Genomic DNA, 25,537 nt, shown 5'->3' on the forward strand with positions numbered 1-25,537 from the left:
GGGAGCGCGGGATAGGTTCCCGACGTGTCCCCTGTGAATGAGGTCACCCGGCGCCGAGGCCGGGCCCGGTGACCGCCGTGACGTCGGTGGCCGAGCGCGAGCGGACGGGCCGCCGGCCCCGGAGCCGGCCGAGCTGGGGCGCCTTCCTCTACCTCGTCCCCGCGCTGGCGGTGTTCGTGGCCTTCTTCTTCGTGCCGCTCGCCCGCTCCTTCTACCTGTCGTTCCAGCGCAGCGACCTCTTCGGCCGACCCAGCGGCTCCGTCGGCTGGAAGCACTACGCCGACCTGTTCACCGATCCGGGGTTCGGCAAGGTGCTGCTGGTCACGCTGGGGTTCGTGCTGCTCACCGTCATCCCGAGCATGGTCATCGGGCTGGTCCTCGCCCTGGCCCTGCAGAACCGGATCCGTGCGGTGAAGTTCTTCCGCACCGCGTTCGCCCTGCCGTTCGCCTTCTCCGTCGCCACCGCCGCCGTGCTGTTCGGGGTCATGCTCAACCCGGCCACCGGCGTGGTGAACGGCCTGCTGTCGCGGCTCGGCGTCGCCCCGGTGGGCTGGCTGACGGACCCGGCGTGGGCGCTCCTCTCGGTCGCGGTCACCTCGGTGTGGATGCAGGTCGGCTACAACCTGCTGGTGCTGTCCGCCGGCCTCGGCGCCGTGCCCGACGACGTGCTGGAGGCCGCCCGGCTGGACGGGGCGTCGGGTGCACGGCTCCAGTGGTCGGTGGTGCTGCCGCTGGTCAGCCCGCAGCTGTTCTTCCTCGCCGTCACCGGCACCATCCAGGCCCTGCAGAGCTTCGGCCAGATCCACATCCTCACCCGCGGCGGTCCCGACCGCTCGACCGAGACGCTCGTCTACTCCATCTACGACGTCGCGTTCGCCAACAACAACTCGAACTTCGGCGCCGGCTCGGCGCAGGCCATCGTCCTGCTGCTGGTGGTCCTGGCGATCACCGCGTTCCAGTTCGGGGTCCTCGAGCGGAAGGTGTTCTACGCCTGATGGCCAGCCTCACCACGCCGGCCCCCGCGGCCCGCACCGCCCCGGGCGGGGACCGCCCCACCCGACGTCGGGGGCGCGGCCGCGACGGCGGCACCCCGGTCGGCACCTACGTGCTGCTGGGCGTCCTGTTCCTCGTGCTGCTGTTCCCCGTCTACTACGGGCTGGTCGGCAGCCTCATGAAGCCGGCCGACATCAACAGCTTCCCGGCCAAGCTGTGGCCCTCCAGCGGCCTCGCCCTGGAGAACTACGCCAACGCGCTCGACGTCATCCCGCTGGGTCGGCAGTACCTGAACTCGGCCGCGGTGGCGGTCCTCGTCGTCATCGGCCAGCTGGTGACCAGCGTCGGGGCGGCCTACGCCCTGGTCTTCCTGGAGCTGCGCGCCCGGCGGTTCTGGTTCGTCCTGCTGCTGAGCACGATGATGATCCCCTGGGAGGCGATCATCATCCCGAACTACCTGGCCATCGCCCAGGTCGGGCTGATCAACACCATCGCCGCGCTGGCCCTGCCCTACCTGGCGGCCGGCTTCGGGATCTTCCTGCTCCGGCAGGCGTTCCTGACCTTCCCGATGGAGCTGCGCGACGCGGCCCGGGTCGACGGCGTCGGCAACTTCGGCTTCCTCTGGCGGATCCTCGTGCCGCTCACCCGGCCGACGCTGGCCGCGCTGGGGGTCTGGTCGTTCCTCTCGGCCTGGAACATGTACTTCTGGCCGCTGCTGATCACCCAGGCGCCGGAGAACCAGACCATCCAGATCGGCATCAGCCAGCTGCAGTCGGTCGACGCGAACGACCCGGGCATGGTGCTGGCCGGCGTGGTGCTGGCCCTGCTGCCCACCCTGCTGCTCGTCCTCTTCGGTCAGCGGTTCATCGTCAAGGGCCTGACGGCCGGATCGGGGAAGTGATGCGCCTCCGCCGGCTCCTCGCCCTGCTGTGCGTGCTCGGACTGACCCTCGTCTCCGCGTGCGGCGGCGGGCGCCCCGAGGGCAACCTCCAGGTGCCCGCCCCCGACGCGCTGGAGAAGGCCGGCGGGGTCACCGAGATCACCTTCTGGCACTCGATGGACGCGAGCAACGGGATCGCGCTCACCACGCTCGTCGACCGGTTCAACGCCGCCCACCAGGGGGAGGTCGTCGTCAAGCCGGTGTTCCAGGGGACCTACGACGACGCGATCACCAAGTACAAGGCGTCGGTGCAGTCGAGCACGACGCCGTCGATCATGCAGATCTACGACATCGGCACCCAGTTCATGATCGACAGCCACGAGGTGGTGCCGATCGGCGACTTCGCGGCGCGCGACGGCTACGACCTCGGCGGCATCCAGAAGAACATCGCGGGCTACTACACGGTGCAGGGCCGGCAGTGGTCGATGCCGCTGAACAGCTCGGTCCCGCTGCTGTACTACAACAAGACGGCCTTCGCGGCGGCCGGCCTGGACCCCGAGAAGCCGCCGCGCAACCTGGAGGAGATCCGGGCGGCGGCGGAGAAGCTCAGCAAGGTCAACGGCGGCCCGGTCCAGTACGGCTTCGGCGCGGCCATCTACGGCTGGCTGCTGGAGCAGTTCGCCTCCACCTCCGGCCAGCTCTTCTGCGACGCCGAGAACGGCCGGACGGGGGAGCGCGTCCGCTCGGCCAACATCGCCTCGCCCGAGGTCGTGCAGACCGTCGAGTGGTGGCAGAAGATGGTCGCCGACGGGCTGGCCGTCAACACCGGCCGGGTCACCAAGGACGCCCAGGACGCCTTCAAGGCGGGACAGACGGCGATGACGCTGGAGTCCACCGGCCAGGTCAAGGGCTTCACCGCGGCCGCCGAGGGGACGTTCGAGCTGGGTGCCGCGGCCTACCCGGTGGTGAACGGGACGCAGCGGACGGGGCTCGGCCCCTCCATCGGCGGGGCCAGCCTGTGGATCTCCGGTCCGGGGCACAGCGAGGCCGAGAAGGAGGCCGCGTGGCAGTTCACGCAGTTCCTCGCCCAGCCTGACACCCAGGCCTTCTGGCACACCCAGACCGGCTACTTCCCGGTGACCACGGCGGCGCTCGACGAGCCGGAGGACAAGGCGTTCCTGGCCGAGAACCCGCTCTTCCAGGTCGCCATCGACTCCCTCGACGCCACGCAGGTGCAGCCGGCGACCACCGGCTGCGCCGCCGGGGCCATGCCGCAGATCCGGAAGGCCACCGAGGACGGCCTGGAGCGGGCGCTGATCGGCAAGGACCCGGTGGCCTCGTTGCAGCAGGTCCAGGAGAACGTCGCGGAGTCGATCGCCAACTACAACGACTCGGTAGGCTGAGCGGCCCGGATCAGCCCTGGAGGCTCTTCGCCTCGGCGATCCAGCCGGCGACCTGCGCTTCGGAGAGGCCGACCACGCTGCCGTGCCGCTCCAGGATCATCGCCTTGAGCGAGGCCGGGTTGCGGTGGCTGAGCTCCTTGATCGAGTCGACCCCGATAGACTCGAGCATCGCGGTGTGCTTGGGCCCGATGCCTCTCAGCGCGTGGAGGTCGTTCTCCTGGGCTGCGGTCATGGTGGCTCCTGGGTCTGCAGGGGTCCGACCCCCACGGGTGAACCGTAGGTCGGACCGCACCTGCTGTCCACACCCCTGGGCCTGAGGACGGGATCGGCTGCGCTGTCGCGGTGCTGGGAGCCGCCCGGCCGACCTGCTCTGCTGAAGCCGGCGGGGCTCGCTCGGTGAGCGGGCTCCGGTCTGCGGCAGACCCTGTCATCCCCCGATACCGGGTCCACCGCCGACCGCGAGGTCCTTCGCCGTTGGAGGACCGTCGGGACGAGCCTCGCACCAAGCCTCCGGCTCGTCAAGTAGTCGTTTCGTCGAGTTGTCGCCGGGCCGAGGAGGTTCGCTAGAGTGCTGGCCCAGGTGCGCGCCCGGCGGACCGCCGAGGAGAGGACCCGTGCGTGAGTCGAGAGGGCGACGAGGTCGACGAGGCCATCCGCAACCTGCGGGCGGTCATCCTCGCCGGTGAGCGGTACCGGCAGGTGCTCGCCGACCGGCTGGGCCTCGGGATCACCGAGACCCAGGCCATCAGCTACCTCACCGTCTTCGGCGACCGCGGACAGACCGACCTCGCCACCGACCTCGGGATCACCAGCGGCTCCTCGACGGCGCTGGTCGACCGGCTGGAGCGCAGCGGGATCGCCGAGCGCTACGCCCACCCCAGCGACCGGCGGCGAGCCCTGGTGCGGCTGACGGACAAGGGGCAGGACGTGGTCCGGTCCAGCCACGACTGGCTGCTGAGCTCGCTGCAGGACGTACCCGACGCCCGGCTCGGCGACGTGGCGGACGTCCTGCGCTCCATCGCCGACCGGCTCAACGAGCAGTCGCGGCGGATGGCCGGGCACGACGAGGAGCCGTCGGCCCCCGTCGCGGAGGAGCCGACGGCTCGCTGAGCGGGCCGGGAGCCGGGGTCAGCCGGCCAGGTCCGGCAGCACGCGCTGCGCCCAGGCGAACGACATCGCGTGCGAGTCGTAGCGGGAGTCGACGCTGGGCACGTCGACCTCGATCATGTAGTCGCCGTCGTAGTCGGTCGGCAGCGCGGCCATCACGCCGTCGAGGTCGACGACGCCGAGGCCCGGCTCGGCCCAGAGCCGCTGGGTGGAGCCGATGTCGCGGTAGCTCATCCCCTCGCGCGAGGCCGGGTCGAGGTAGTCGGGGAACACGTCCTTGAGGTGGATGCCGCCGACCCGGTCGGCGTAGCGCCGGACGAGGGCGACCGGGTCGGCGCCGGCCCACGCCAAGTGACCGGTGTCCGGGCCGAAGCCGATGACGTCGGGTCCGAGGGTGTCGAGCAGCTCGACCACCTCGGCCTCGGTCTCGAAGACCCCGCCGACGTGGCTGTGGTGCAGCGGCCGCAGACCCTGGCTCTGCAGCACCTGGCAGACGACGCCGACGTTCTCGATGGCCAGCGCCAGCCGGTCCTTGTCGAAGTCGGCGCCGACGGCGGGGCGCTCCATCCGGGCCGGGACGGCCATCGAGGAGATCATCGTCCGGTCGAGGCCGAGGGCCACCTGGTCGGCGGCGAACCGCTTGGCCCGCTCCATCTCCTCGCCGATGTCGATCGTCTCGTCGAAGGGGCTGCTGAACAGGCTCAGCGAGGGACGCAGGCCGTAGCCGGCGATCCAGTCGGCGTACTCCGCGGCGGTCATGCCCTCGGGGACGTCGGCCTTGACGGCCGTGAAGCCGATCCTCTGGAAGTCGGCGAAGGCGGTCTCGAACACCTCGCGGGTCTTGCCGTCGCGCGACCAGTAGGGGATCGGGTTGGCGGCCACCTGCGGCTGCCGGCGGCCCGTCGTCGTGGGGGAGCTCGCGGGGTCGGTCATGGGTCCTGCCCTTCGGGTCGGGGTGCGGCGGGGCGGTCGGGTGGGGCGGTCAGGCGAAGGGGATGTCCTCGGCCCGCAGCAGGTCGGTGAACGCCTGCCAGGCCTCGGTGAAGAGCTCGGGGCCGGAGAACCCGCCCAGGGCGTGGGTCTGGCTGAGGTGCGGCTCCAGGGAGAAGAAGCCGTCGAAGCCGTCGGCGTGCAGGGCCCGCATCGTCTCGGCCACCTCGCCGTCGCCCCGGCCGGCCGGCACGACCTCGCCGCTGGCCAGCAGCGCGTCCTTGATCTGCACGTAGGCCAGGTGCGGCCGCAGGGACGCGTAGCCCTCGCTGAAGGGCCGCACGCCCACCTGCACGAAGTTGGCGGCGTCCCAGGCCAGCTGCAGGTGCGGCGAGCCGACCGAGGTGACCACGTCGAGGCAGCGGCGGGGGATGTCGCCGTAGATCTCCTTCTCGTTCTCGTGCAGGAACACCACCTGGCCGGCGGCCGCCACCTCGGCCAGCGCGCGCATCCGGTCCAGCACCTCGTCGCGGACGCTGTCGGGGTCGACGTCGGCCGGGACGAAGAAGGAGAAGATCCGCACGTACGGCGCGCCGAAGTGGTGGGCGACCTCGACGGCGTGCCGGGCCCGCTCCAGGTGCGGGCCGAAGTCGTCGCCGATCCCGATCTTGCCGATGGGGGAGCCGATGCTGGAGACGGCGAGGTCGTGCTCGGCCAGCAGGGCGGAGGCGGCGTCCAGCTGGTCGGCGTCGAGGTCCAGGACGTTGGTGCCCCAGGCGCTGCGCAGCTCCAGGTGGGTCAGCCCCAGCTCGGCCACGAGGGCGCACTGCTCGGCGAAGTCGGGCGAGATCTCGTCGGAGAATCCGGACAGGGTCCACATGGCAGGTCGTCTCGTCCCGGTGCGTAGGGGGTGGGTCCTCCCCATCCACGCACCCCGGCCGCCGGCCCGACCAGTTGTTGCCGTTTGTTGCTCATCGGGGCACACCCCGGCAGGGTGGTGCCGTGGTCGACGAGGTGGACGGGCACGGCGGGCCCGCCGGGCAGGACGCGGCGAGCGCCCAGAGCCGGACGACCATCTACGACGTGGCGGCGGCCGCCGGGGTGGCCACGTCGACGGTGTCCCGGGCCCTGGCCCACCCGGGGCGGGTCAGCTTCAGCACCGCCGAGCGGATCCGGCAGGTCGCCGACGAGCTGGGCTACCGCTCCACCCGGATCGCCCGGCCGGCGACCCGGCGGACGTCGCTGCTGGCCGTCGTCGTCGCCGACATCACCAACCCGGTCTACTTCGGGATGATCCGCGGCGCCGAGCGGACCGCCGCGCACGCCGGCTACACCGCCGTCGTCGTCGAGACCCAGGAGTCCGAGGTGGCCGAGCGGGCGGCCCTGGCCCGGGTCCAGCCGTTCGTCGACGGGGTGGTCCTGACCTCCTCGCGGATGCCCGACGCGTCGATCCGCGAGGTCGCCAAGCAGGGCCCCCTGGTGGTGCTCAACCGGATGGTCGGCCAGGTGCCCTCGGTGACCAGCGACAACGTCCGCGCCGTGAAGCGCGCCACCGAGCACCTCGCCGGCGCCGGGGTGGACGCCATCACCTACCTGCCCGGGCCCGAGGCGTCCTGGTCGGACGGGATGCGCTGGCGCGGGCTGCGCGAGGCCGGGATGGAGCTGGGCCTGCGGGTGCGCCGGGTCGGGTGCCAGGAGCCGACGATGCGCGGCGGGGCGGCCGCGGCGGAGGAGTGGCTGGAGCACCGCACGCCCGGGGTCATCGCCTACAACGACCTGCTGGCCATCGGGTTCATCCGGACGGTGACCGCGGCCGGGGTCGCGGTGCCCCAGGAGGTGCGGGTGGTGGGGTTCGACAACATCGTCGACGCCGAGCTGGTCCAGCCCGGGCTGACGACGCTGGCCTCGCCCCTGGTCAGCCTCGGCTCCGCGGCGGTCAACCACCTGCTGAAGAGCACCGACCGGCGGCGCCCGGAGGAGCTCGAGCCGGTGCTGCTGCCGGCGCGGCTGGTGGTGCGGGGCTCGACCGGGCCGCACGCCGGCCGGGGCACCGGGGGCTGACGTGGCGGGCCCGGCGGCGCCGGTCACACCGGGGACGGGCCGCGCGTCAGCAGGGTGCCGGGCACCGGGCGGTGGCCGGCGGCGGAGAGGAGCGGCGACGTGACCGAGCCGGAGCAGGTCGAGGGGCAGCACGTGGAGGTGGAGCGGGCGGAGCCCGAGGGGGACGCCGGCGGGGCGGCGGCGTTCGAGGCCGAGCGGCCGCGGCTGCGGCGGCTGGCCGCCCGGGTCCTCGACGACCCGAGCGGCGCCGAGGACGTCGTGCAGCAGGCGTGGCTGCGGCTGCACGCGACCACCGAGCCGGTGGAGAACCTGCCCGCCTGGCTCACCACCGTCACCACCCGGCTGTGCCTGGACCGGCTGCGGGCCCGGGTGCCGGTGCCCGTGGAACCCCTGGACGCCGTCGGGCCCGCGCCCGACCCGGCCGAGGAGGTGGCGCTGGCCGACACCGTCGGCGTCGCGCTGCAGGTGGTGCTGGAGCGGCTCACCCCGGCCGAGCGGGTGGCCTTCGTCCTGCACGACTCGTTCGGCTTCGACTTCCCGACCATCGCCGCCGCCCTCGGCAGCACCCCGGCGGCGGCCCGCAAGCTCGCCTCGCGGGCCCGGGCCAAGGTGCGCCAGCCCGCCGCCGAGGACCGGCTGGCCACCTGGGAGGTCGTCGACGCCTTCATGGCCGCGGCCCGGGAGGGCGACTTCGACCGGCTGCTGACGCTGCTCGCCCCCGACGTCGGCGTGAGCGCGGACCCCGCGGCCGTCGCCGCCGGGACCCCCCGACGGATCGAGGGCCGCAGCGCCGTGGCCGCCTTCTTCCACGGCAGCGCCCACGCGGCGCTGCCCGTGTTCGCCGCCGACCGGCCCGGCGCGGCCTGGTTCCACCGCGGCCGTCCCGCGGTGCTGTTCGACTTCGCCGTCGTCGACGGGGTCGTCGCCCACATCACCTTCCGCGCCGAGGTCGCCGCGCTGGCCGACGTGGAGCGGCGCGAGGGCCCGGACCGCCGCAGCCGGGGTGCGCGCCCCGGTCACACCACGGCCGAGCCGGACGTCGAGCAGGGCGAGGACGACCCCGAGGGGCGCCGCCCCGAGGACCACCGCCCCGATGACCAACACCCCGACGAGCACCAGGAGACCTGATGACCGCACCGACGAAGACGATGACCTGCCGCGACCTCGGCGGGCCGTGCGACCTCGAGCACGAGGGCACGACCGCCGACGAGGTGATCAACGCGCAGGACCGCCACCTCAAGGAGGCGGAGCGCGCCGGCGACGCCGGCCACCAGGAGGCGCGCGACGCGATGAAGGGCCGCTGGCGGCACCCGAAGCGCTCCCTCGACTGGTACAACGGCGTCAAGCGGGCCTTCGCCGAGCGGCCCGTCCGGTGAGCGACGAGCGGGGCGCCGACGGGCTGTCGGCCCGGGAGCGGGCCGCGGTCCGGGAGCGGGCGGCCGAGCTGCGGGCGCAGGCCGGGGGGTCCGACGGGGAGCAGGACGTGCTGGCCGCCGTCGACAGGCTGCCGGAGGAGGAGCGAGGCGTCGCCCTCGCCTTCCACGCCCTCGTCCGCGACGCGGCACCCGAGCTGGTGCCCCGCACCTGGTACGGGTTCCCGGCCTACGCCCGGCCGGGTCGCCGCGGTGGCGTCGTCTGCTTCTTCACCAGCGCCTCCAAGGGCGGCACCCGCTACCACGTCGTCGGCTTCGGCGACGCGGCCCGGCTCGACGACGGGACGCTGTGGCCGACGTCGTACGCGCTGCTGCGGTGGGGCCCGGAGAACGAGGAGCGGCTGCGGACGCTCGTCGCGCGGGCGGCGGGCTGAGCGGGCGCCCGGTCCGGCGGCGGGGCAACAACCGGCAACTTGTTGCCCGCCGGCCCGGGGCTGCGGGGAGGATGACGCCATGCCCGCGACCCCTGCCCCCCTCGAGCTGCACCCCGACCGGCTGTTCCCCGCCGACCCGGGGGTGCGGGACGTCGCCCGGCGGCTGCACGCCTCCGTGGCCGAGCTGCCCGTCGTCTCCCCGCACGGCCACGTGCCGGCGGCCTGGCTGGCCGACGACACCCCCTTCGCCGACCCGACGTCGCTGCTGGTCACCCCCGACCACTACGTCAACCGGCTGCTGCACGCCCACGGCGTCGAGCTGTCGGCGCTGGGCGTGGGCCAGGGCCCGCTGGGCGAGCAGCAGTCGCGGGCGGCGTTCCGCACGGTCTGCGCCCACTGGGAGGTCTTCCGCGGCACCCCGGTGCGCTACTGGTTCGAGGCGCAGCTGGCCGAGCTCTTCGGCGTCACCGTCCGGCCCGACGCCACGACCGCCGACGCCGTCTACGACCAGGTCGCCGCCTGCCTGGCGCAGCCCGAGTTCCGCCCGCGCGCCCTCTACGCGCGCTTCGGCCTCAGCCTGCTGGCCACCACCGACGACCCGTGCGACGACCTCGACGCCCACCGGCGGCTGAGCGAGGACCCGACCTGGTCCGGCCGCGTGGTGCCGACCTTCCGCCCCGACCGCTACCTGGAGGCGGCCTCGCCCACCTGGGGCGCCGACCTCGACCGGCTGGCCGCGGTGTCCGGCGTCGACACCGGGGACTACGCCGGCTTCGTCGCCGCCCTGGAGGACCGCCGCCGCTACTTCCGGGCGCACGGCGCCGTGTCCACCGACCACAGCCACCCGGACGCCCGCACCGACGTGCTGGGACCGGCGGAGGCCGCCCGGTTGTTCGCCCGCGGCCGTCGCGGCGAGATCACCGCCGAGGAGGCGACGGCGCTGCGCCGCCACCTGGTCTCGGAGATGGCGCGGATGTCGGTCGAGGACGGCCTGGTGATGACCCTGCACCCGGGCATCCGCCGCAACCACCACACCCCGACGTTCGAGCAGTTCGGCGCCGACGTCGGCACCGACATCCCCGTCGGGCTGGAGCTGACGGACGCGCTGCGGCCGCTGCTGACCCGCTACGGCACCGCCGAGGGCTTCCACCTCGTGCTGTTCACCGTCGACGAGACCGTGTTCTCCCGCGAGATCGCGCCGCTGGCCGGCTTCTACCCGTCGGTCTACGCGGGAGCGCCCTGGTGGTTCCTCGACGCCCCGGAGGCCATCCGCCGCTACCGCGGCGCCGTCACCGAGTCGGCGGGCTTCGCCAAGACCTCCGGCTTCATCGACGACACCCGGGCGTTCTGCTCCATCCCCGCCCGGCACGACATGTCCCGCCGCCTCGACGCCGGCTACCTGGCCACCCTGGTGGCCGAGCACCGGCTCACCGAGGACGAGGCGCTGGAGACCGCGCACGACCTCGTCGTCGCCAACCCGGAGCGGGCGTTCAAGCTGTGAGCACCCCGACCGTCCCCGGCACCCCCGACGCCGGCACGCCCGCGGCCGGGGCCCCGCCGCGGCTGTCCCGCGCCCTGCCCGGCACCCCGCCGGCCGCGCCCGTCCGGCTCGTCCACCTCGGCCTCGGCAGCTTCCACCGCGCCCACCAGGCCTGGTACACCGCCGCCGCGCCCGACGCCGCGGCGTGGGGGATCGCCGCCTTCACCGGCCGGCGCCCCGACGTCGCCGCGGCCCTCGCCCCGCAGGACGGGCTCTACACGCTCATCACCCGCCGGGCCGACGGCGACGACTTCGCCGTGCTGGGCGCGGTCTCCGCGGTGCACGCCTCCGACGAGCACGAGGCCTACCTGGGCTACCTGACCCGGCCCGAGGTCGCCGTGGTCACCATCACCGTCACCGAGCCCGGTTACCTCGCCCGTCCCGACGGCCGGCTGGAGGCCGACCGCGACGTCGTCGTCGCCGACGTCGCGGCGCTGCGGGCCGACCCCCGGTCCGCGGTGGCCTCGCTGCCCGCCCGGCTGGTCGCCGGGCTGCTCGCCCGCCGCGCCGCTGACGCCGGACCGGTCACCCTGCTGTCCTGCGACAACCTGCCCGAGAACGGCGAGGTGACGCGGGCCGTGGTCACCGACCTGGCCGACCTCGTCGACCCGACCCTGGTCGGCTGGCTGGAGACCCACGTCGACTTCGCCACCTCGATGGTCGACCGGATCACCCCCGCGACCACCGACGAGGACCGGGCGCTGGTCACCGCGCACCAGGGCTACGTCGACGCCGAGCCGGTGCCCACCGAGCCCTTCAGCGAGTGGGTCGTCGCCGGCCGCTTCCCGGCCGGCCGGCCCCGCTGGGAGGAGGCCGGGGTGCGGGTCGTCGACGACGTCCGCCCCTTCGAGCAGCGCAAGCTCTGGCTGCTCAACGGCTCGCACTCCCTGCTGGCCTACGCCGGCAGCATCCGCGGGCACGCCACCATCGACGAGGCCGTGGCCGACCCGGCCTGCCGGGCCGAGGTCGAGGCCTTCTGGGACGAGGCGGCGCCCCACCTGGAGCTGGCCGGTGACGCCGTCACCGGCTACCGGGCGGCGCTGCTCGACCGCTTCGCCAACCCCCGGGTCCGGCACCGGCTGGCCCAGATCGCCGGCGACGGCTCCACCAAGCTGCGCGTCCGCATCCTCCCGCCGCTGCGCGCCGAGCGGGCGGCCGGCCGGCTCCCGGTGGGCTGCGCCAGCGCCCTCGCGGCCTGGGTGCTGCACCTGCGCGGCCACGGCGCGCCGGTCAACGACCCCGGGGCGGACGCGGCCCGGTCCGCGGCCACCGCGGGCGACCTCGCGACGGCCGTGCCCGCGGTGCTGGACACCCTGGAGCCCGGGCTGGGCGGCGACGACGCCCTCGTCGACCTGGTCCGCGAGCGCGCCGCGCTGCTGGTGCCGGACGCGTGAGCGCCCCGGACGAGGTGCTGCTGGGCCTCGACGTCGGGACCACGGCGGTCAAGGTCGCCGCCTTCTCCACCTCCGGCCGCGGCCAGGTCGCCGAGGCTTCGCGGGAGCACCCCTCGACCCACCCGCGCCCCGGCTGGCACGTGCAGGACCCGGCGACGGTGCTGGCCGCCGTCGACGCCACGCTGGCCGCGTGCCTGGCCGACCTCGGGGACGCCCGGGTCGTCGGGGTCTCGGTCGGCTGCGCCCAGCACGCGCTGCTGGGCCTCGACGACCGCCGCGCGCCGGTCACGCCGGTCATCACCTGGGCCGACGCCCGCTCCAGCGCCGAGGCGCGCGAGCTGCGGGCGGACGGCCGGGCCGCGGAGCTGCTGCGCCGCACCGGCACCCCCGTGCACCCGATGAGCCCGCTGGTGAAGCTCGTCTGGTTCGCCCGCCACGAGCAGGAGACCGCGGCGGCGGTGCGCTGGTGGGTCGGGCTCAAGGACCTGCTGCTGCTGCACCTGACCGGTGAGCTGGTCACCGAGCTGTCCAGCGCGTCGGCGACCGGCCTGCTGGGCAGCGTCGCCCGCGACTGGGACGACGACGCCCTGGCCCTGGCCGGCGTCCGGCGCGACCAGCTGCCGCCGGTGCTGCCCACCACGACGGTCCTGGAGCTGGCCCCCGACGCGGCCCGCCGCACGGGCCTGCCCGCCGGGCTGCCCGTCGTCGTCGGTGCCGCCGACGGTCCGCTGGGCAACCTGGGCACCGGGGCGATCGCGCCCGGGGTGGCCGGGCTCTCGCTCGGCACCAGCGGGGCGGTCCGGATGGCCGTCGACGGCCCGCGCACCGACCCGTCCGGGTCGCTCTTCTGCTACGCGCTGACCGACGACCTGTGGGTGGTCGGCGGAGCCGTCAGCAACGGCGGCATCGCGATGCGCTGGGCGCGGGACACCTTCGCCGCCGAGCTGACGGGCGAGGACGCCGACACCGAGCTGCTGGCGCTGGCCGCGGAGGCGCCGCCCGGCAGCGACGGGCTCGTCATGCTGCCCTACCTGCTCAGCGAGCGGGCACCCGTCTGGGACCCCGACCCGGCCGGGGCCTACTTCGGCGTCCGGCTCCGGCACACCCGGCCGCACTTCCTGCGCGCCGCCCTGGAGGGCGTCTGCCTGCAGGTGAGCACGATCGCCGACGCGCTGGAGCACGTCGCCCCCGTCCGCGAGGTGCGAGCCACCGGCGGCACCTTCCGCTCGCCGCTGTGGCGGACGGTGATGGCCGCCGTGCTCGCCCGGCCGCTGGTCGTCGAGACGGGCGCGGGCGGGACCGCGCTCGGGGCCACCGCGCTCGGCTGGTACGCCCTGGGCGGGGCGCCCGACCTGCCCGCCGCGCTGGCCGCGCTGCGCGGACCGGTCGAGGACCCGGCGCCGGTCGCGGTGACGCCGGAGGACCTCGCCACCTACGCCGCGCTGCGGGCGGGCTTCCCCGACCTCGTGCGCTCCTACACCGCCGTCGCCGACGCCTTCGCGGTGCCGCCCGTCCGCCCGTCCTGACGCCCCGGCGCCCGGTCCGGCGGGTCCGCAGCCGGCGGCCGTGACCCGACGGCAACTTCCGGCAACTTGTTGGCCGGCCGCGCGGGCAGCGGCGACGGTGGTCGTGCGGGCCGGTCACGGCCCCCTCCCCGGACGCCGGGGGGAGCGTGCACGAGGACGAGGAGACGTCGATGACGGACGCGGTGAGACTGGGCATCGTGGGCCTGGGGGCCCAGGGGTCGATGTACGGCCGGCTGATCGCGGACGGCCGGGTGCCCGGCATGGTCATCGGCGCCCTCTGCGACAGCGACCCCGAGGCCCTGGCCCGCGGGCAGGAGCGGCACCCCGGCGTCCCCGCCCACGCCGACTACGCCGCCCTGCTGGCCAGCGGGGACGTGGACGCCGTCGTCACCTGCGTCCCGCACTACCTGCACCCCGCGATGGGCATCGCGGCCCTGGAGGCCGGCGTGCACGCGCTGGTCGAGAAGCCGGCCGGCGTCTACACCCGCCAGGTGGCCGAGCTCAACGCCGTCGCCGCGCAGCACCCCGAGCTGACCTTCGCGATCATGTTCAACCAGCGCAACAACCCGCTGTACCAGGCGATCAAGAAGATCGTCGACAGCGGCGAGCTGGGCGCGATCCGCCACACCAGCTGGATCATCACCACCTGGTGGCGGCCGCAGGGCTACTACGACCAGAGCGCCTGGCGCGCCACCTGGGGCGGCGAGGGCGGCGGCGTCCTGGTCAACCAGGCCCCCCACCAGCTGGACCTGTGGCAGTGGATCTGCGGCCGGCCGCAGTCGGTCTACGCCAAGCTGGGCTTCGGCTTCCGGCGCGACATCGCCGTCGAGGACGAGGTCAGCGTGATGGTCGACTACGGCGACGGCGCCACCGGCGTCCTGGTCACCGCCACCCACGACATCGCCGGCACCGACCGGTTCGAGATCCTCGGCGACAACGGCAAGATCGTCGTCGAGGGCAGCAAGCGGGCCACCGTCACCCGCCTCAGCAAGCCCGAGCGCGAGATCAGCGACTCGATCGACGCCGCCGGCGCCAAGCTGCTGTTCAGCGGCGGGCTCAAGACCGACCAGTACCTCTCCACCGAGGTGCTGGAGTTCGAGTCGGTGTGGGGCGGTCAGCACGCCGGCGTGCTGGAGAACTTCGCGGCCAACATCCTCGACGGCACCCCGCTGATCGCCCCCGGCGCGGACGGCATCCACGGCGTCCGCCTCGCCAACGCCATCCACCTCTCGGGCTGGACGGGCCGCGAGGTCCCGCTGGACCTCGACGAGGACCTCTACCTCACCGAGCTCAACGTCCGGATCCGCGCCGAGGGCGCGTTCCCCGAGCGCTCCTGAGCCCACGTCCCGCCCCCACCGCAGCACCAGGAGAACCATGCCCACAGCAGCCGTGATCGGGTGCGGCGACGTCTCCGTCGTCCACCTCGACGCCCTCGCCTCCCTGCCCGACGTCGAGCTGGTCGGGGTCGTCGAGCCCGACGCCGGGCGGCGGGAGGCGGCCGCGCAGAAGTACGGCGTCCCCGGCTTCGCCGACCCGGCGGCGCTGCTGGCGCAGGTCCGGCCCGACGTCGTCCACGTCACCACCCCGCACCACACCCACGTCGAGGTGGCACTCGCCGCCCTCGCGGAGGGGGTGCACGTCGTGCTGGAGAAGCCGGTGGCCTCCACCCTCGCCGACGGCGAGCGGCTGGCCGTCGCGGCGGAGGCCGGCGGGGCGAAGATCGCCGTCTGCTTCCAGAACCGCTACAACGCCGCCGTCCGGGCGCTGCAGGAGCGCCTCGCCTCGGGCGAGCTGGGGGCGGTCCGCGGGGCCGCGGCCACCGTCGTCTGGCACCGGGACGCCAGCTACTACGAGAACCGGCCGTGGCGCTCCACCTGGGCCGGCAGCGGCGGCGGCCTGCTGATGAACCAGGCCATCCACACCGTCGACCTCGTGCAGTGGCTGATGGGCGACGTCACGCGCGTGGAGGGGCACGCGAGCACCCGGGCCCTGGCCGACGCGATCGAGGTCGAGGACACCGCCGAGATCGCCCTGCAGCACGCCTCCGGCGCCCGCAGCGTCTTCTACGCCACCCTCGCCCACGCCGCGAACGCCCCGGTCACCCTCGACGTCGTCACCGAGGGGGCCACGCTGAGCCTCCGCGGCGACCTCACCATCGCCCACGCCGACGGCCGCACCGAGACCGTCCAGGAGCGGACGGCCGCGTCGGGCGGCCGCTCGTACTGGGGCGTCTCCCACGAGCTGCTGCTCGCCGACTTCTACGCCCGCCTCGGCGACCCGGAGCCCTTCTGGATCAGCCCGCGGGAGGCGCTGAAGTCGCTGCGGATCGTCAAGGACGTCTACCGGCAGAGCTACCCCGACCTCGGCGACGCCGTTGCCTGAGCCGGGCGCGGGGGCCCCTGGCCCGGTGGCGCGGCGGCGCGGCAGGCTGGGCGCATGACGACCACCCCCACCCGTCCGGCCGGCGCCGAGCACGCCTTCGGGACCGAGCCGGGCGACCCCGCCCGGGCGCGCACCACCGGCGGGCCGGGGGAGCGGCTCGACGACGCGCAGGTCACGGCCTTCGTGGCCGCCGCGCTCGCGGACGCCGACCTCGACGGCGCGTCGGTCTGCCTGGTCGTGCCCGACGGCACCCGCACCTGCCCGCTCCCGCTGCTGCTCGGCGCGGTCCGCGACGCCCTGGCCGGCCGCGCGCGCGAGGTCACCGTCGTCGTCGCCCTCGGCACCCACCAGGCGATGAGCGAGGAGCACCTGGCCCGCCACCTCGGCTTCACCGCCGGGGACAGCGCGGGCACCTATCCCGGCTGGACGATCCTCAACCACGCGTCCGGCGACCCGGAGACCTTCGTCGACCTCGGCACCATCGGGGCGGAGCGGATGGCCGAGCTCACCGGCGGTCTGATGAGCGACCTCTCCGTCGACGTCCGGATCAACCGGCACGTCGCCGAGGCCGACGTCGCGGTCGTCGTCGGGCCCGTCTTCCCGCACGAGGTGGTCGGGTTCTCCGGCGGCAACAAGTACTTCTTCCCGGGCGTCTCCGGCCAGGAGCTGATCGACCTCTCGCACTGGGTCGGCGCGCTGATCACCAGCGCGGAGGTGATCGGCACCCGCGGCGTCACGCCGGTCCGGGCGCTGGTCAACGAGGCGGCGGCGATGATCCCGGCCCGGCGGCTGGCGCTGTGCCTCGTCGTCGCGTCCGGGACCGACACCCTGCACGCGGCCGCCTTCGGGACGCCCGAGGACGCCTGGGCCGCCTGCGCCGCGGTGTCGGCCGAGACCCACGTCAGCTACCGCGACGCCCCCGTCCGCCGGGTGCTGTCGGTGATGCCGACCAAGTACGAGGACATCTGGACCGCGGCCAAGGGCTTCTACAAGCTGGAGCCGGTGGTCGCCGACGGCGGCGAGGTGATCATCTACGCACCGCACATCACCGAGGTGTCGGTGATGCACCCCGACATCGTCGAGATCGGGTACCACAACCGGGACTACTTCCTCGGCCAGTGGGAGCGGTTCCGCGACCGGCCCTGGGGCGACCTGGCCCACTCCACCCACCTGCGCGGCCAGGGCACCTGGGACCCCGAGCACGGCGAGCGGAACCGGGTCACCGTGACGCTGGCCACCGGGATCCCCCGGGAGGTGGTGGAGGCGGTGAACCTGCGCTACCTCGACCCCGCGACGGTGGACGTCGACGCCTACGCCGCCGACCCCGACACCTTCGTCGAGCCCCACGCCGGCGAGGTGCTCTACCGGCTGCGGCCCGGCGGCGCCCCCGGCGCGGGCGAGCCCGACGGCCGCCAGCCCCCGGAGACCGGCCTCGACGGCTGACCCCTCTCCTGGGGCCGACCTGTCAGAACGGGGATCGGTCCTGGCCGATCTCACGTCTGACAACTCGGCGCCCGCCCAGGTGGGCGCGGGCGGCGGCGGTCAGGGTTCGATCAGGCCCGCGCGGATGGCGTAGCGGGTGAGCTCGGTGCGGTCGCGCATGCCCAGCTTGTGCAGCACGTTCGCGCGGTGGTGCTCGACGGTCTTGGGGCTGATCACCAGCTCCTCGGCGATCTCCCGGGACGACCGGCCCTCGGCGATGAGCTTGAGCACCTCGTCCTCGCGCGGGGTCAGCGGGTTCGCCTTCGGCTCCACGCCGCGGCGGACCTGGTCGAGGTAGCTGCGCATCAGCGAGGCCATCGCCGCCGGGTAGAGGAACGGCTCGCCGCGCATGGCGGCGTCGCAGGCGGCCAGCAGGTCGAGGTCGGCCGCGGACTTGAGGACGTAGCCCGAGGCGCCCGCCCGCAGCGACTCGTAGAAGTACTGGTCGTGGTCGTACATCGAGAGCATTAGGATGCGCGGCGCCGGGTCGAGCCGGGCCAGCTCGCGTGCCGCCTGCAGGCCGGTCATCCGCGGCATCGAGACGTCGAGCACGGCGAGGTCGACGGGCTCGCGCCGGGCCAGCGCCACCGCCTCGGCGCCGTCGCCCGCCTCGGCCACCACGCGCAGCCCCGGCCGGCTCTCCAGCACCAGCCGCACCCCGTGCCGCACCAGGGCGTGGTCGTCGGCCAGCAGGATCCGCACCTCCGACGCGCTCACGCGGGCACCTCCGCCCGCACGGGCACCCGCAGCCGGATCTCGGTGCCGCCGCCGGTGCCGGGGGAGCGGACGGCCAGCCGGCCGCCCACCAGCAGGGCCCGCTCGCGCATCCCGCGCAGCCCCGAGCCCTCCGGGGACCCGTCGAGCCCGCGGCCGTCGTCGGCCACGACCAGCTCGACGCCGTCGGGGTCGACGCCCAGCTGGAGGCGCACGTGCCGGGCGCCGGCGTGCCGGGCGGCGTTCGTCAGCGCCTCCTGCGCGACGCGGTAGAGCACCAGCTCCTGCTCCTCGCTGAGCGGGGGCAGCCGCGCGTCGAAGCGCCGGTCGACCGCCGTCCCCGTCGACGTCGTCAGGTCGGTGGCCAGCGCCGAGAGCGCGCTGACCAGGCCGAGGTCCTGCAGCAGCCCGGGACGGAGCCGGCGGGCGACCTCGCGGACCTCGTGCAGGCTGGCCCGGGCCGTCTCCTGGACGGTCCGCAGCTCGTCGGCCAGCGCGGGCGGGGCGTCGGCGACGGCGCGCTGCAGCCCCAGCAGGACGACGGTGAGGCCCTGGCCGATCTCGTCGTGCAGCTCGCGGGCGATCCGGTGCCGCTCGGCCTCCTGGGCGGCCAGCGCGACGGCGTTGCTGCGCGCGCGCTCCAGCTCCAGCCGCGACGACATGGCGTTGAAGCTGGTGACCAGGGGCTGCAGCGAGCCGTCGCGGGTGTCGGGCAGCCGCTCGCCCAGCCCCTGCAGGTCCATCCGCTGCATCTGCCCGACCAGCCGGTCCAGCGGCACCAGGCTGCTGCGCAGCAGCAGGGCGTTGGCGACCATGATCGCCCCGAGGCCGACGGCCAGCACCCCCAGCTCGCCGAGGGACATGTCGGGGCCGACGCTGGTCGGGCTCACGACCAGGATCACCGTGGCCAGCAGGAACAGGGCCGCGTTGATCAGGCAGACCCGCCAGTAGACGGGCAGGGAGGAGAAGGACGCCACGCCCCCAACGTGCGCCACGCCGGGGTGCGGTGTCCACCGGACGGGCCGGGCCGCCCGCGGTCGACGGCGAAGATGGGGGCTAGCCCCGATGGTCCGGGGCTGGCCGGCCCACCAGACTGGGTCGCGCGGTGGTCGACAGCAAGGCTGCGACCGCCCGGCCCCCGACCCGGGGGGCGGGCGCCGGCCACCGCGCGGAAGCACCACCCACCACGTCCTCGGGAGGCACCATGCTCGGCACCATCATCGGGCTCATCGTCATCGGCCTCATCGCCGGCTTCATCGCGCGGGCCGTCGTGCCCGGTCGCCAGTCGATGAGCATCCTGCAGACCATCCTGCTCGGCATCGTCGGCTCGTTCGTCGGCGGTTTCCTCGGTCGGCTGCTGTTCGGCAGCGGCAACGGCTTCGTCCAGCCCTCCAGCTGGATCGGCTCGATCATCGGCGCGATCATCGTGCTCGTGATCTACCTGGCCGTGAAGCGCCGCTCGGGCGGGGCGCGCACCGTCTGATCCACCAGCACCAGCAGCAGGACCCGGGACCCACGGTCCCGGGTCCTGCTGCGTCCGGGGCCGGTCCGGCTCCCGGGCTCGCCGCCCCCGGCGCGGGCGGCGGCGAGGGCGGCCCCTCCCCGTCGCCGGGCCCGGGGTCCAGACTGGGGCCGTGGCGCAGCGGCTCGACCGGGTCCGGGCGCGGGCGCGGTCCAGCGCCCGCCGCCTGCTGTGGTGGGTCTGGCCCTCCTACCCGACGTCGTGGTCCGCGGTCCCGGACCGCCTGCGGCCCGCCGCCACCCAGATCGCCCGGCTCACCGTGGCGGCCACCGTCGCCTACGTCATCGCCGACACCGTCTCGCCCGGGATCCGCGACCTCACCGCCCCGCTGACGGCCCTGCTCGTCGTCCAGGCCACCACCGTCGGCACCCTGCAGATGGGCCTGGTGCGGGTGGGCGCGGTGCTGACCGGGGTGCTCGTCGCCGTCGGCGTGACCAGCGGGATCGGGTTGTCGTGGTGGAGCCTGGCCGCCGTCATCGCCGCCTCGCTCGGCCTGGCCAAGGTGTTCCGGCTGGGCGACCAGTCCCTCGAGGCGCCCATCAGCGCCATGCTCATCCTGGCCGTCGCCGTGCCGGGGCTGGCCGCCGAGGTCCGGGTGGTCAACACCCTCATCGGCACCGTGGTGGGCATCGCCTTCAGCCTGCTGGTCCCGGTCTCCATCCCCAGCGCCCGCGCCACCGCCGCCGTCCGCCAGGTCGCGCGGTCGCAGGCGGCGCTGCTCGACGAGGTGGCCCTCAGCCTCACCGACCGGGCGCCGCACCCCGAGGAGGTCGCGGCCTGGTTCGCCTGGACCGAGGACCTCGACCGCGACGTCGACGCCGCCGCGGCCGCCGTCCGCACCGTGGAGGAGAGCCGGCGGCTCAACCCCCGCGCGCTCACCGCCGACGTCGTCCACCCCGGCCTGCGCGACGCGCTCGACCGCCTGGCCCGCTGCCTGGCCGCCGAGCGCGCCCTGCTCGTGGTCATCGGCCGGGAGGCGCCCGAGCCCGGCGGGCCCGACGACCGCTCCCTCACCCCGGAGCTGCGGCGGGCCTTCGCCGTCGTCCTCGACGACGTGGCCGACGCCCTGCGCGGCTTCGGCGACCTGGTCAGCGCCGAGTTCGGGGGCGGCAACGTCGACCGGGTCGACGCGCTGCTCTCGCGCACCCTCGACATCGTCCGCGAGACCCGCGCCGTGCTCACCGAGCTGGTGCTGCTGGACGTCGACCCGCGCCAGCAGACCGGCCTGTGGATGCTGCAGGGCTCGGTGCTCGCGGCCGTCGAGGAGGTGCTGCGCCAGCTCGACCTCGAGCACATCGAGCGGCGGGGCGCGGCGTGGCTGCAGCGGCGTCAGGGTCCGGGCCCGGCCCCCTAGGCTGGTGGGTCCCCGGCCCCCGGGCCCAGCACCGACGAGGAGACATCGTGGCCCAGCCGCAGGAGATCGACGACGAGCGCGTGGTGCGAGCGCTCGACCTCTACGCCCGGATGGTCGGCCGGGTGCTCGCCGACCCGCAGCGCTGGCTCGGCCTGGACGACGAGCCGCCGCCCTCGGCCCGGTTCCCGGCCAAGGTGCTGGACGCGCTCAGGGACCGCGCCCTCGGCGACACCACCCCCGCCTCACCCGTCTGGGACCAGCAGCCGCTGAAGCGCCGCGTCGACTGGTGGGTGACGCGGATCGGCGTCAGCGCCGGGCTGGCCGCCGCCGCGCCCCGGGTGGCCGGCGTCCTGGCCGACCGCATCCCGCTGCAGCCCGCGCTGGGGGCCTGCGCCGCCGGCCTGGCCGTCTGCGCGACCGCCCGCGAGCACGGTCGCACCGACCCCGCGGACTGGGTGCCGCTGCTGGCCCGGGTGCTGTTCGACCGCGCGCTGCCCGCGCCGGCGGTGCCCTCGGCCGACGACGCCGAGGCCGAGCGCCGGCTGGACGACGACGCCGGGGCCGAGCCCGACCGGCGCACCCTGGCCCGGCTCGGCCGCGGCGCGGCGCGGGCGGCGCTGACGCTGTGGAAGCTGGCCGGCACCCTCTGGGAGCTCAGCAGCCTGCTGGACGAGCGGCCGCGCGGCAGCCTCGTCTCCCGGGGGCTGGGCAAGCTGCCCGTGGTCGGGCTGGTCGGCGGCTGGCTGGACGAGCGCGGCGGCATCCGCAAGGCCTCCCGGCAGACGGCGGCCCTGCTCCGCTGAGCCGGCGTCCGGCCGGCGGACGCACCCGCGGCAGGAGCCGGGCCGTCCGCCCGTAACCTGAGCGGGGCGTCCGGTCGGCCGCCGCGACGCGCGCAGGTGAGGACGGTCAGCCGTGGGGCAGCAGGACGAGCGGGAGAGCCGGTCGGCGGGGCTCAGCCGGGCGCTGGTGGTCCGGGCCGCGCTGGAGCTCATCGACGAGGACGGGCTGCAGAACGTCAGCATGCGGGCCGTCGGCCAGCGGCTCGGCGTCGGCGCGATGGCCCTGTACCGCTACGTCAGCGGCCGCGAGGACCTGCTGGAGGCCGTCGTCGCCTCCCTGGTCAGCGGGCTGCGCGAGGACCTGGACCCGCAGCTGACCGGCACCTGGCAGGGCTACCTGCAGACGCTGGCCCACGCCGTCCGCCGGGTGGCCGTCGAGCACGCGGCCGCGTTCCCGCTGATCGCCACCCGGCACCCGGCGGCGCCGTGGCTGCGGCCGCCGCTGCGCAGCGTCGACCTCGTCGAGGACTTCCTGACGGTGCTGTCCGGCCACGGCTTCACCGACCAGCAGGTCGCCGACGCCTACCGGGCCTTCAGCAGCTTCCTGCTGGGCCACCTGCTGCTGGAGTCGGCGGCGCGCGGGGCAGACACGGCGCCGGTCGAGGAGCCGTTCGACGAGGGCGACGCCCAGATCCCGCACCGCGACGGGCTCCGCGACCTCGCCGACACCCCGACGACGCGGCGGCTGCGGCCGCTGCTCAGCGAGGACCGCAGCGACGAGGAGTTCGAGGTCGGCCTGGAGACGCTGCTGGACCGGCTGGAGATGGTGCTCTCGCAGTAGCGGGCATCGGCTCCGCCAGGCCTGTGGAGGGCTAACCTCCGAGCATGGCCGACACCTACACCGTGGAGCGCAGCGTCCTGGTCGACGCGCCGCCGGAGCGCGTCCACCCGCACATCGCGGACTTCCACCGGTGGACCGCCTGGTCGCCGTGGGAAGGCGTCGACCCGGCGCTGGAGCGGCACTACACGGGTCCGGACTCGGGACCGGGGGCCGGCTACGCGTGGTCCGGCAACCGGAAGGCCGGCCGGGGCCGGATGGAGGTCACCGAATCGGTGCCTCCGTCGCTGGTCCGCGTCGACCTCCGGTTCGAGAAGCCGTTCAGGGCGCACAACGACACCTGGTTCAGGATCGAGCCGCACGGCACGGGCTGCCGGGTGACGTGGACCATGACCGGCCGGACGACGGCGGCCACCCGGCTGATGGGTCTGCTCACCTCGATGGACCGGCTGCTCGGCCCCGACTTCGAGAAGGGGTTGGCCCGGCTCCGCACCGTCAGCGAGGCGACGCCGGCCTAGGCCGTCACGGCGGCGACGACGGCGGCCACCCGACGGGCGCGCGTCTCGGCGGCCTTGGCGCCCTCGACGGCCAGCACGTGGCGGCGCTGGAGGCTGTAGGAGAGGGCGGCGAACGCCGGGGCGGCGCCGGGCTCGGCGGCGAGGGCGGACACCAGGTCCTCGGGGACGACGACCTCGCGCGGGTCGTCGTCGACGACGACCTCGACCTCCACCCGGTCACCGGCGGCGACGCCGCTCGCGGCCCGGACCTCGGCGCTGACGGGGATGAGGGAGCGGCCGCCCATCACTCCGATGCTCGTCCGGTAGGTGTGCCCGCGGAGGGTGACGGCGACCTTGGGCCGCTTGCCGGCGCCCAGCGCCTCGACGACCTCGGCCGGCACTTCGAGCCCGGTCGCGGTCCTGCCCGCGGCCTCCAGCGTGGTGGTGAACCTCACGGGCTCAGCATGCCGCCTGGACGCAGAACGCGTGAACGGATGGCGGGTAGACCCACCATCCGTTCACGCGTTCTGCTGCGGGGGAGCCCGTCAGGTCAGCGCAGGCCGTGCTCGTTGAAGTAGCGCACGCTGGCCTCGATGCCGTCGTAGATGTGCCCGCCGCCGTAGTGGTCGAACTCGATGACGCCGAACTCGGTGTTCGGGGCGGCCGCGAGGTAGTCGAGCAGCGGCAGGTCGCCCTCGCCCGCGGGGCGCTGGTCGAGCGTCTCCGGGTCCATCCGGGCGGCGCCGGGCTCGAAGGGGTTCGCGCCGATGACGCCGTCCTTGAGGTGCAGGGCGCGGACGCGCTCGCCCACCCGGCCGAGCAGGGCGGTCACGTCCTGCTTGCCCGTCGCGGCCCAGTACAGGTCCACCTCCAGCACCACGTCGTCGCGGAGCTGGTCGGCGAAGAACTCGTAGGCGGTGACGCCGCGGATGGTGGCCAGGAACTCCTGGGCGTGGTTGTGGTAGCCCACCCGCAGGCCGTGGTCGGCGGCCTTCTCGGCGGCCTCGTTGAGACGCTTGGCGTTGTCGAGCACCGCCTCCTCGGTCAGCCAGCGCTCGGTCTCGACGAACGGGTCGATGACGACCTCCAGCCCGAGCGTCTTGGCGGCCTCGAAGACCTCCTGCTGGGTGGGCGGGCCGGCCTTGGTCCCCGCCTTGAACGCCGGGTCGTCCAGGCCGAGGCCCTCCGACATCAGGGAGGCGTGCCCGGTGCGGGCCCGGACGCCGGCCTTCGTGAAGGCCTCGGCGAGGCGCGGGGCCTTGTCGACGAAGTCGAAGGCCTCGACCTCGCGCAGGCCCATGCCGGCCAGGCGGGCCATCGTGGCGTCGAGGTCCTCGGCGAGCTGGTCGCGGACGGCGTAGAGCTGGACGGAGAGCACAGGGGTGGTCAAGAGGGTGGGTCCTTCCTCGGTGAAGTGGGGTTCGCCGTCACCCTAGCGACGGCGCGTGGTCAGGCTGCCGCCGACCCCGGCTGCTCCAGCGCGGGCGCCACGAGCTCGGCGAAGCGCTCCTGCATCGTCGCGACCACCTGCGCGGCCGGCGCGGCCCAGATCTCGGCGTTGAAGATCTCGACCTCCACGGGCCCGGCGTAGCCGGTCGCGGCGACCAGCCGGGTGACGGCCGCGAAGTCGACGACGCCGTCGCCCATCATCCCGCGCGAGAGCAGGGCGTCGGCGGCGATCGGCAGGTTGAAGTCGCACACCTGGTAGGTGGCGACCCGCTGCTCGCGGCCGGCCCGGGCGACCTGCTCGGGCAGCTGCGGGTCCCAGAACACGTGGAAGGTGTCGACGCAGACGCCCACCTCCGACGGCGCGTACGGGGCGGCCAGGTCCAGCGCCTGGCCCAGGGTCGAGAGCACGGCGCGGTCGGCCACGTACATGGGGTGCAGCGGCTCCAGCGCCAGCTGGACGCCGTGCTCGCGGGCGACCGGCACGAGGTCGGCCAGCCGGTCGGCGACGCGGCCGCGGGCGGCGGCCAGGTCGGTGTCGCCCGGCGGCAGCCCGCCGACGACCAGCACCAGCACCGGCGCGCCCAGCGCCGCGGCCTGCTCGATCGCTTTCCGGTTGTCGGCGAGCGCGTGGGCGATGCCGTCGGGGTCGGCGGCGGTGAGGAACCCGCCGCGGCAGAGCGTCGAGACGGCGAGCCCGGACGCGCGGACCAGGTCGACGGCGGCCTCCAGCCCGACCTCCTCGACGCGGTCGCGCCACAGCCCGACGTGGGTCAGGCCCGCGTCGGCGGCCACCCGGAGGGCCTGCTCCAGGGTCAGCGCCTTGGTCGTGGCCGTGTTGAGGGCCAGCCGGGACGTCCCGGCGGGAGAGCCCGCCAC

At 74.8% G+C, this 25,537-nt stretch carries 27 protein-coding genes; 19 read left to right on the forward strand and 8 right to left on the reverse strand.

The window, feature by feature from the left end; all coding sequences use genetic code 11:
- The first annotated feature begins 68 nt into the window (after positions 1-68).
- Genes JOF54_RS19855 through JOF54_RS19865 form a run of 3 tightly spaced genes read left to right on the forward strand, consistent with a single transcriptional unit; the run spans position 69 to position 3,276 of the window.
- On the forward strand, positions 69-995 hold the full coding sequence (locus JOF54_RS19855; protein ID WP_307804419.1) for a carbohydrate ABC transporter permease: 927 nt from the start codon (positions 69-71) through the stop codon (positions 993-995).
- Positions 995-1,894 (forward strand): carbohydrate ABC transporter permease, encoded by a 900-nt coding sequence (locus JOF54_RS19860; protein WP_210059095.1) that lies wholly within the window; start codon positions 995-997, stop codon positions 1,892-1,894. Before JOF54_RS19855 ends, JOF54_RS19860 begins: the two co-directional genes overlap by 1 nt.
- Positions 1,894-3,276: an ABC transporter substrate-binding protein gene (locus JOF54_RS19865; RefSeq protein ID WP_210059743.1), complete on the forward strand. Its 1,383-nt coding sequence runs from the start codon at positions 1,894-1,896 to the stop codon at positions 3,274-3,276. Before JOF54_RS19860 ends, JOF54_RS19865 begins: the two co-directional genes overlap by 1 nt.
- A gap of 10 nt (positions 3,277-3,286) precedes the next feature.
- On the opposite strand, the gene JOF54_RS19870 is transcribed toward JOF54_RS19865, so the two are convergent.
- Positions 3,287-3,508, reverse strand: coding sequence for a DUF4332 domain-containing protein (locus JOF54_RS19870; protein ID WP_210059097.1), 222 nt, complete (start codon positions 3,506-3,508; stop codon positions 3,287-3,289).
- Between the two features lie 386 nt (positions 3,509-3,894).
- Here JOF54_RS19870 and JOF54_RS19875 point away from each other — a divergent pair, with 386 nt between their 5' ends.
- On the forward strand, positions 3,895-4,386 hold the full coding sequence (locus tag JOF54_RS19875) for a MarR family winged helix-turn-helix transcriptional regulator (protein ID WP_210059099.1): 492 nt from the start codon (positions 3,895-3,897) through the stop codon (positions 4,384-4,386).
- An 18-nt stretch (positions 4,387-4,404) separates the two neighbouring features.
- Here JOF54_RS19875 and JOF54_RS19880 read toward each other — a convergent pair whose 3' ends face one another.
- Both JOF54_RS19880 and JOF54_RS19885 read right to left on the reverse strand, forming a co-directional pair.
- On the reverse strand, positions 4,405-5,316 hold the full coding sequence (locus tag JOF54_RS19880; protein WP_210059101.1) for a sugar phosphate isomerase/epimerase family protein: 912 nt from the start codon (positions 5,314-5,316) through the stop codon (positions 4,405-4,407).
- 49 nt (positions 5,317-5,365) lie between these two features.
- Positions 5,366-6,193 (reverse strand): sugar phosphate isomerase/epimerase family protein, encoded by an 828-nt coding sequence (locus tag JOF54_RS19885; RefSeq protein WP_210059103.1) that lies wholly within the window; start codon positions 6,191-6,193, stop codon positions 5,366-5,368.
- 122 nt (positions 6,194-6,315) lie between these two features.
- Here JOF54_RS19885 and JOF54_RS19890 point away from each other — a divergent pair, with 122 nt between their 5' ends.
- The 10 genes from JOF54_RS19890 to JOF54_RS19935 all read left to right on the forward strand — a co-directional run bounded on the left by JOF54_RS19890 (position 6,316) and on the right by JOF54_RS19935 (position 17,466).
- Positions 6,316-7,374: a LacI family DNA-binding transcriptional regulator gene (locus JOF54_RS19890; RefSeq protein WP_307804421.1), complete on the forward strand. Its 1,059-nt coding sequence runs from the start codon at positions 6,316-6,318 to the stop codon at positions 7,372-7,374.
- Between the two features lie 99 nt (positions 7,375-7,473).
- Entirely contained in the window at positions 7,474-8,502 is a 1,029-nt protein-coding gene (locus JOF54_RS19895; RefSeq protein WP_307804422.1) for a sigma-70 family RNA polymerase sigma factor, read from the forward strand.
- On the forward strand, positions 8,502-8,750 hold the full coding sequence (locus JOF54_RS19900; protein WP_210059106.1) for a DUF1059 domain-containing protein: 249 nt from the start codon (positions 8,502-8,504) through the stop codon (positions 8,748-8,750). The genes JOF54_RS19895 and JOF54_RS19900 overlap by 1 nt, the downstream gene beginning before the upstream one ends.
- Positions 8,747-9,181 (forward strand): hypothetical protein, encoded by a 435-nt coding sequence (locus JOF54_RS19905; protein ID WP_307804423.1) that lies wholly within the window; start codon positions 8,747-8,749, stop codon positions 9,179-9,181. Before JOF54_RS19900 ends, JOF54_RS19905 begins: the two co-directional genes overlap by 4 nt.
- Positions 9,182-9,260: 79 nt before the next feature.
- Positions 9,261-10,682 carry a glucuronate isomerase gene (gene uxaC / locus JOF54_RS19910; RefSeq protein WP_210059113.1) on the forward strand — a complete coding sequence of 474 codons (1,422 nt, stop codon included), beginning with the start codon at positions 9,261-9,263 and terminating at the stop codon, positions 10,680-10,682.
- Complete coding sequence (locus JOF54_RS19915; protein WP_210059115.1) at positions 10,679-12,115, forward strand: mannitol dehydrogenase family protein; 1,437 nt, start codon at positions 10,679-10,681, stop codon at positions 12,113-12,115. Before uxaC ends, JOF54_RS19915 begins: the two co-directional genes overlap by 4 nt.
- A complete protein-coding gene (locus JOF54_RS19920; RefSeq protein ID WP_210059118.1) occupies positions 12,112-13,641 on the forward strand; it encodes a gluconokinase in 1,530 nt (509 codons plus the stop codon). The genes JOF54_RS19915 and JOF54_RS19920 overlap by 4 nt, the downstream gene beginning before the upstream one ends.
- 170 nt (positions 13,642-13,811) lie before the next feature.
- Positions 13,812-14,978 (forward strand): Gfo/Idh/MocA family protein, encoded by a 1,167-nt coding sequence (locus JOF54_RS19925; protein ID WP_210059120.1) that lies wholly within the window; start codon positions 13,812-13,814, stop codon positions 14,976-14,978.
- Between the two features lie 37 nt (positions 14,979-15,015).
- Complete coding sequence (locus tag JOF54_RS19930) at positions 15,016-16,023, forward strand: Gfo/Idh/MocA family protein (RefSeq protein WP_210059122.1); 1,008 nt, start codon at positions 15,016-15,018, stop codon at positions 16,021-16,023.
- A 54-nt stretch (positions 16,024-16,077) separates the two neighbouring features.
- Positions 16,078-17,466 carry a lactate racemase domain-containing protein gene (locus JOF54_RS19935; RefSeq protein WP_210059129.1) on the forward strand — a complete coding sequence of 463 codons (1,389 nt, stop codon included), beginning with the start codon at positions 16,078-16,080 and terminating at the stop codon, positions 17,464-17,466.
- A 99-nt stretch (positions 17,467-17,565) separates the two neighbouring features.
- On the opposite strand, the gene JOF54_RS19940 is transcribed toward JOF54_RS19935, so the two are convergent.
- Together JOF54_RS19940 and JOF54_RS19945 are read right to left on the reverse strand one after the other, a co-directional pair.
- Positions 17,566-18,222, reverse strand: coding sequence for a response regulator (locus JOF54_RS19940; RefSeq protein ID WP_210059131.1), 657 nt, complete (start codon positions 18,220-18,222; stop codon positions 17,566-17,568).
- Positions 18,219-19,196 (reverse strand): sensor histidine kinase, encoded by a 978-nt coding sequence (locus tag JOF54_RS19945; protein WP_307804424.1) that lies wholly within the window; start codon positions 19,194-19,196, stop codon positions 18,219-18,221. The genes JOF54_RS19940 and JOF54_RS19945 overlap by 4 nt, the downstream gene beginning before the upstream one ends.
- A 227-nt stretch (positions 19,197-19,423) precedes the next feature.
- On the opposite strand from JOF54_RS19945, the gene JOF54_RS19950 reads away from it, so the two are divergent.
- The 5 genes from JOF54_RS19950 (at position 19,424) to JOF54_RS19970 (ending at position 23,233) form a co-directional block, all read left to right on the forward strand.
- A complete protein-coding gene (locus JOF54_RS19950) occupies positions 19,424-19,702 on the forward strand; it encodes a GlsB/YeaQ/YmgE family stress response membrane protein (protein ID WP_210059133.1) in 279 nt (92 codons plus the stop codon).
- Between the two features lie 151 nt (positions 19,703-19,853).
- Entirely contained in the window at positions 19,854-21,095 is a 1,242-nt protein-coding gene (locus JOF54_RS19955) for an FUSC family protein (protein ID WP_210059135.1), read from the forward strand.
- Between the two features lie 47 nt (positions 21,096-21,142).
- Positions 21,143-21,898: a hypothetical protein gene (locus JOF54_RS19960; protein ID WP_210059137.1), complete on the forward strand. Its 756-nt coding sequence runs from the start codon at positions 21,143-21,145 to the stop codon at positions 21,896-21,898.
- A 112-nt stretch (positions 21,899-22,010) separates the two neighbouring features.
- A complete protein-coding gene (locus tag JOF54_RS19965) occupies positions 22,011-22,718 on the forward strand; it encodes a TetR/AcrR family transcriptional regulator (RefSeq protein WP_210059139.1) in 708 nt (235 codons plus the stop codon).
- Positions 22,719-22,762: 44 nt separating this feature from the next.
- Positions 22,763-23,233: an SRPBCC family protein gene (locus JOF54_RS19970; protein ID WP_210059141.1), complete on the forward strand. Its 471-nt coding sequence runs from the start codon at positions 22,763-22,765 to the stop codon at positions 23,231-23,233.
- Here the strand turns inward: JOF54_RS19970 and JOF54_RS19975 are convergent.
- The 3 genes from JOF54_RS19975 to JOF54_RS19985 form a co-directional block, all read right to left on the reverse strand.
- The gene (locus JOF54_RS19975) at positions 23,230-23,667 is read right to left on the reverse strand and encodes a YdeI/OmpD-associated family protein (RefSeq protein WP_210059143.1); all 438 of its coding nucleotides are present in this window, start codon (positions 23,665-23,667) and stop codon (positions 23,230-23,232) included. The two genes, JOF54_RS19970 and JOF54_RS19975, sit on opposite strands and share 4 nt — an antisense overlap.
- Before the next feature lie 95 nt (positions 23,668-23,762).
- Positions 23,763-24,602 carry a sugar phosphate isomerase/epimerase family protein gene (locus tag JOF54_RS19980; protein WP_245358230.1) on the reverse strand — a complete coding sequence of 280 codons (840 nt, stop codon included), beginning with the start codon at positions 24,600-24,602 and terminating at the stop codon, positions 23,763-23,765.
- 59 nt (positions 24,603-24,661) lie between these two features.
- Positions 24,662-25,537: a sugar phosphate isomerase/epimerase family protein gene (locus JOF54_RS19985; RefSeq protein WP_210059145.1), complete on the reverse strand. Its 876-nt coding sequence runs from the start codon at positions 25,535-25,537 to the stop codon at positions 24,662-24,664.

The organism is Microlunatus capsulatus (genome assembly GCF_017876495.1).
GTDB lineage: Bacteria > Actinomycetota > Actinomycetes > Propionibacteriales > Propionibacteriaceae > Microlunatus > Microlunatus capsulatus.

Coding starts and splice junctions, on each gene's coding strand:
- JOF54_RS19860 (WP_210059095.1), top strand. CDS start 995: ATGGCCAGCCTCACCACGCCGGCCCCCGCGGCCCGCACCGCCCCGGGC.
- JOF54_RS19865 (WP_210059743.1), top strand. CDS start 1,894: ATGCGCCTCCGCCGGCTCCTCGCCCTGCTGTGCGTGCTCGGACTGACC.
- JOF54_RS19870 (WP_210059097.1), bottom strand. CDS start 3,508: ATGACCGCAGCCCAGGAGAACGACCTCCACGCGCTGAGAGGCATCGGG.
- JOF54_RS19880 (WP_210059101.1), bottom strand. CDS start 5,316: ATGACCGACCCCGCGAGCTCCCCCACGACGACGGGCCGCCGGCAGCCG.
- JOF54_RS19885 (WP_210059103.1), bottom strand. CDS start 6,193: ATGTGGACCCTGTCCGGATTCTCCGACGAGATCTCGCCCGACTTCGCC.
- JOF54_RS19900 (WP_210059106.1), top strand. CDS start 8,502: ATGACCGCACCGACGAAGACGATGACCTGCCGCGACCTCGGCGGGCCG.
- uxaC (WP_210059113.1), top strand. CDS start 9,261: ATGCCCGCGACCCCTGCCCCCCTCGAGCTGCACCCCGACCGGCTGTTC.
- JOF54_RS19925 (WP_210059120.1), top strand. CDS start 13,812: ATGACGGACGCGGTGAGACTGGGCATCGTGGGCCTGGGGGCCCAGGGG.
- JOF54_RS19930 (WP_210059122.1), top strand. CDS start 15,016: ATGCCCACAGCAGCCGTGATCGGGTGCGGCGACGTCTCCGTCGTCCAC.
- JOF54_RS19935 (WP_210059129.1), top strand. CDS start 16,078: ATGACGACCACCCCCACCCGTCCGGCCGGCGCCGAGCACGCCTTCGGG.
- JOF54_RS19950 (WP_210059133.1), top strand. CDS start 19,424: ATGCTCGGCACCATCATCGGGCTCATCGTCATCGGCCTCATCGCCGGC.
- JOF54_RS19970 (WP_210059141.1), top strand. CDS start 22,763: ATGGCCGACACCTACACCGTGGAGCGCAGCGTCCTGGTCGACGCGCCG.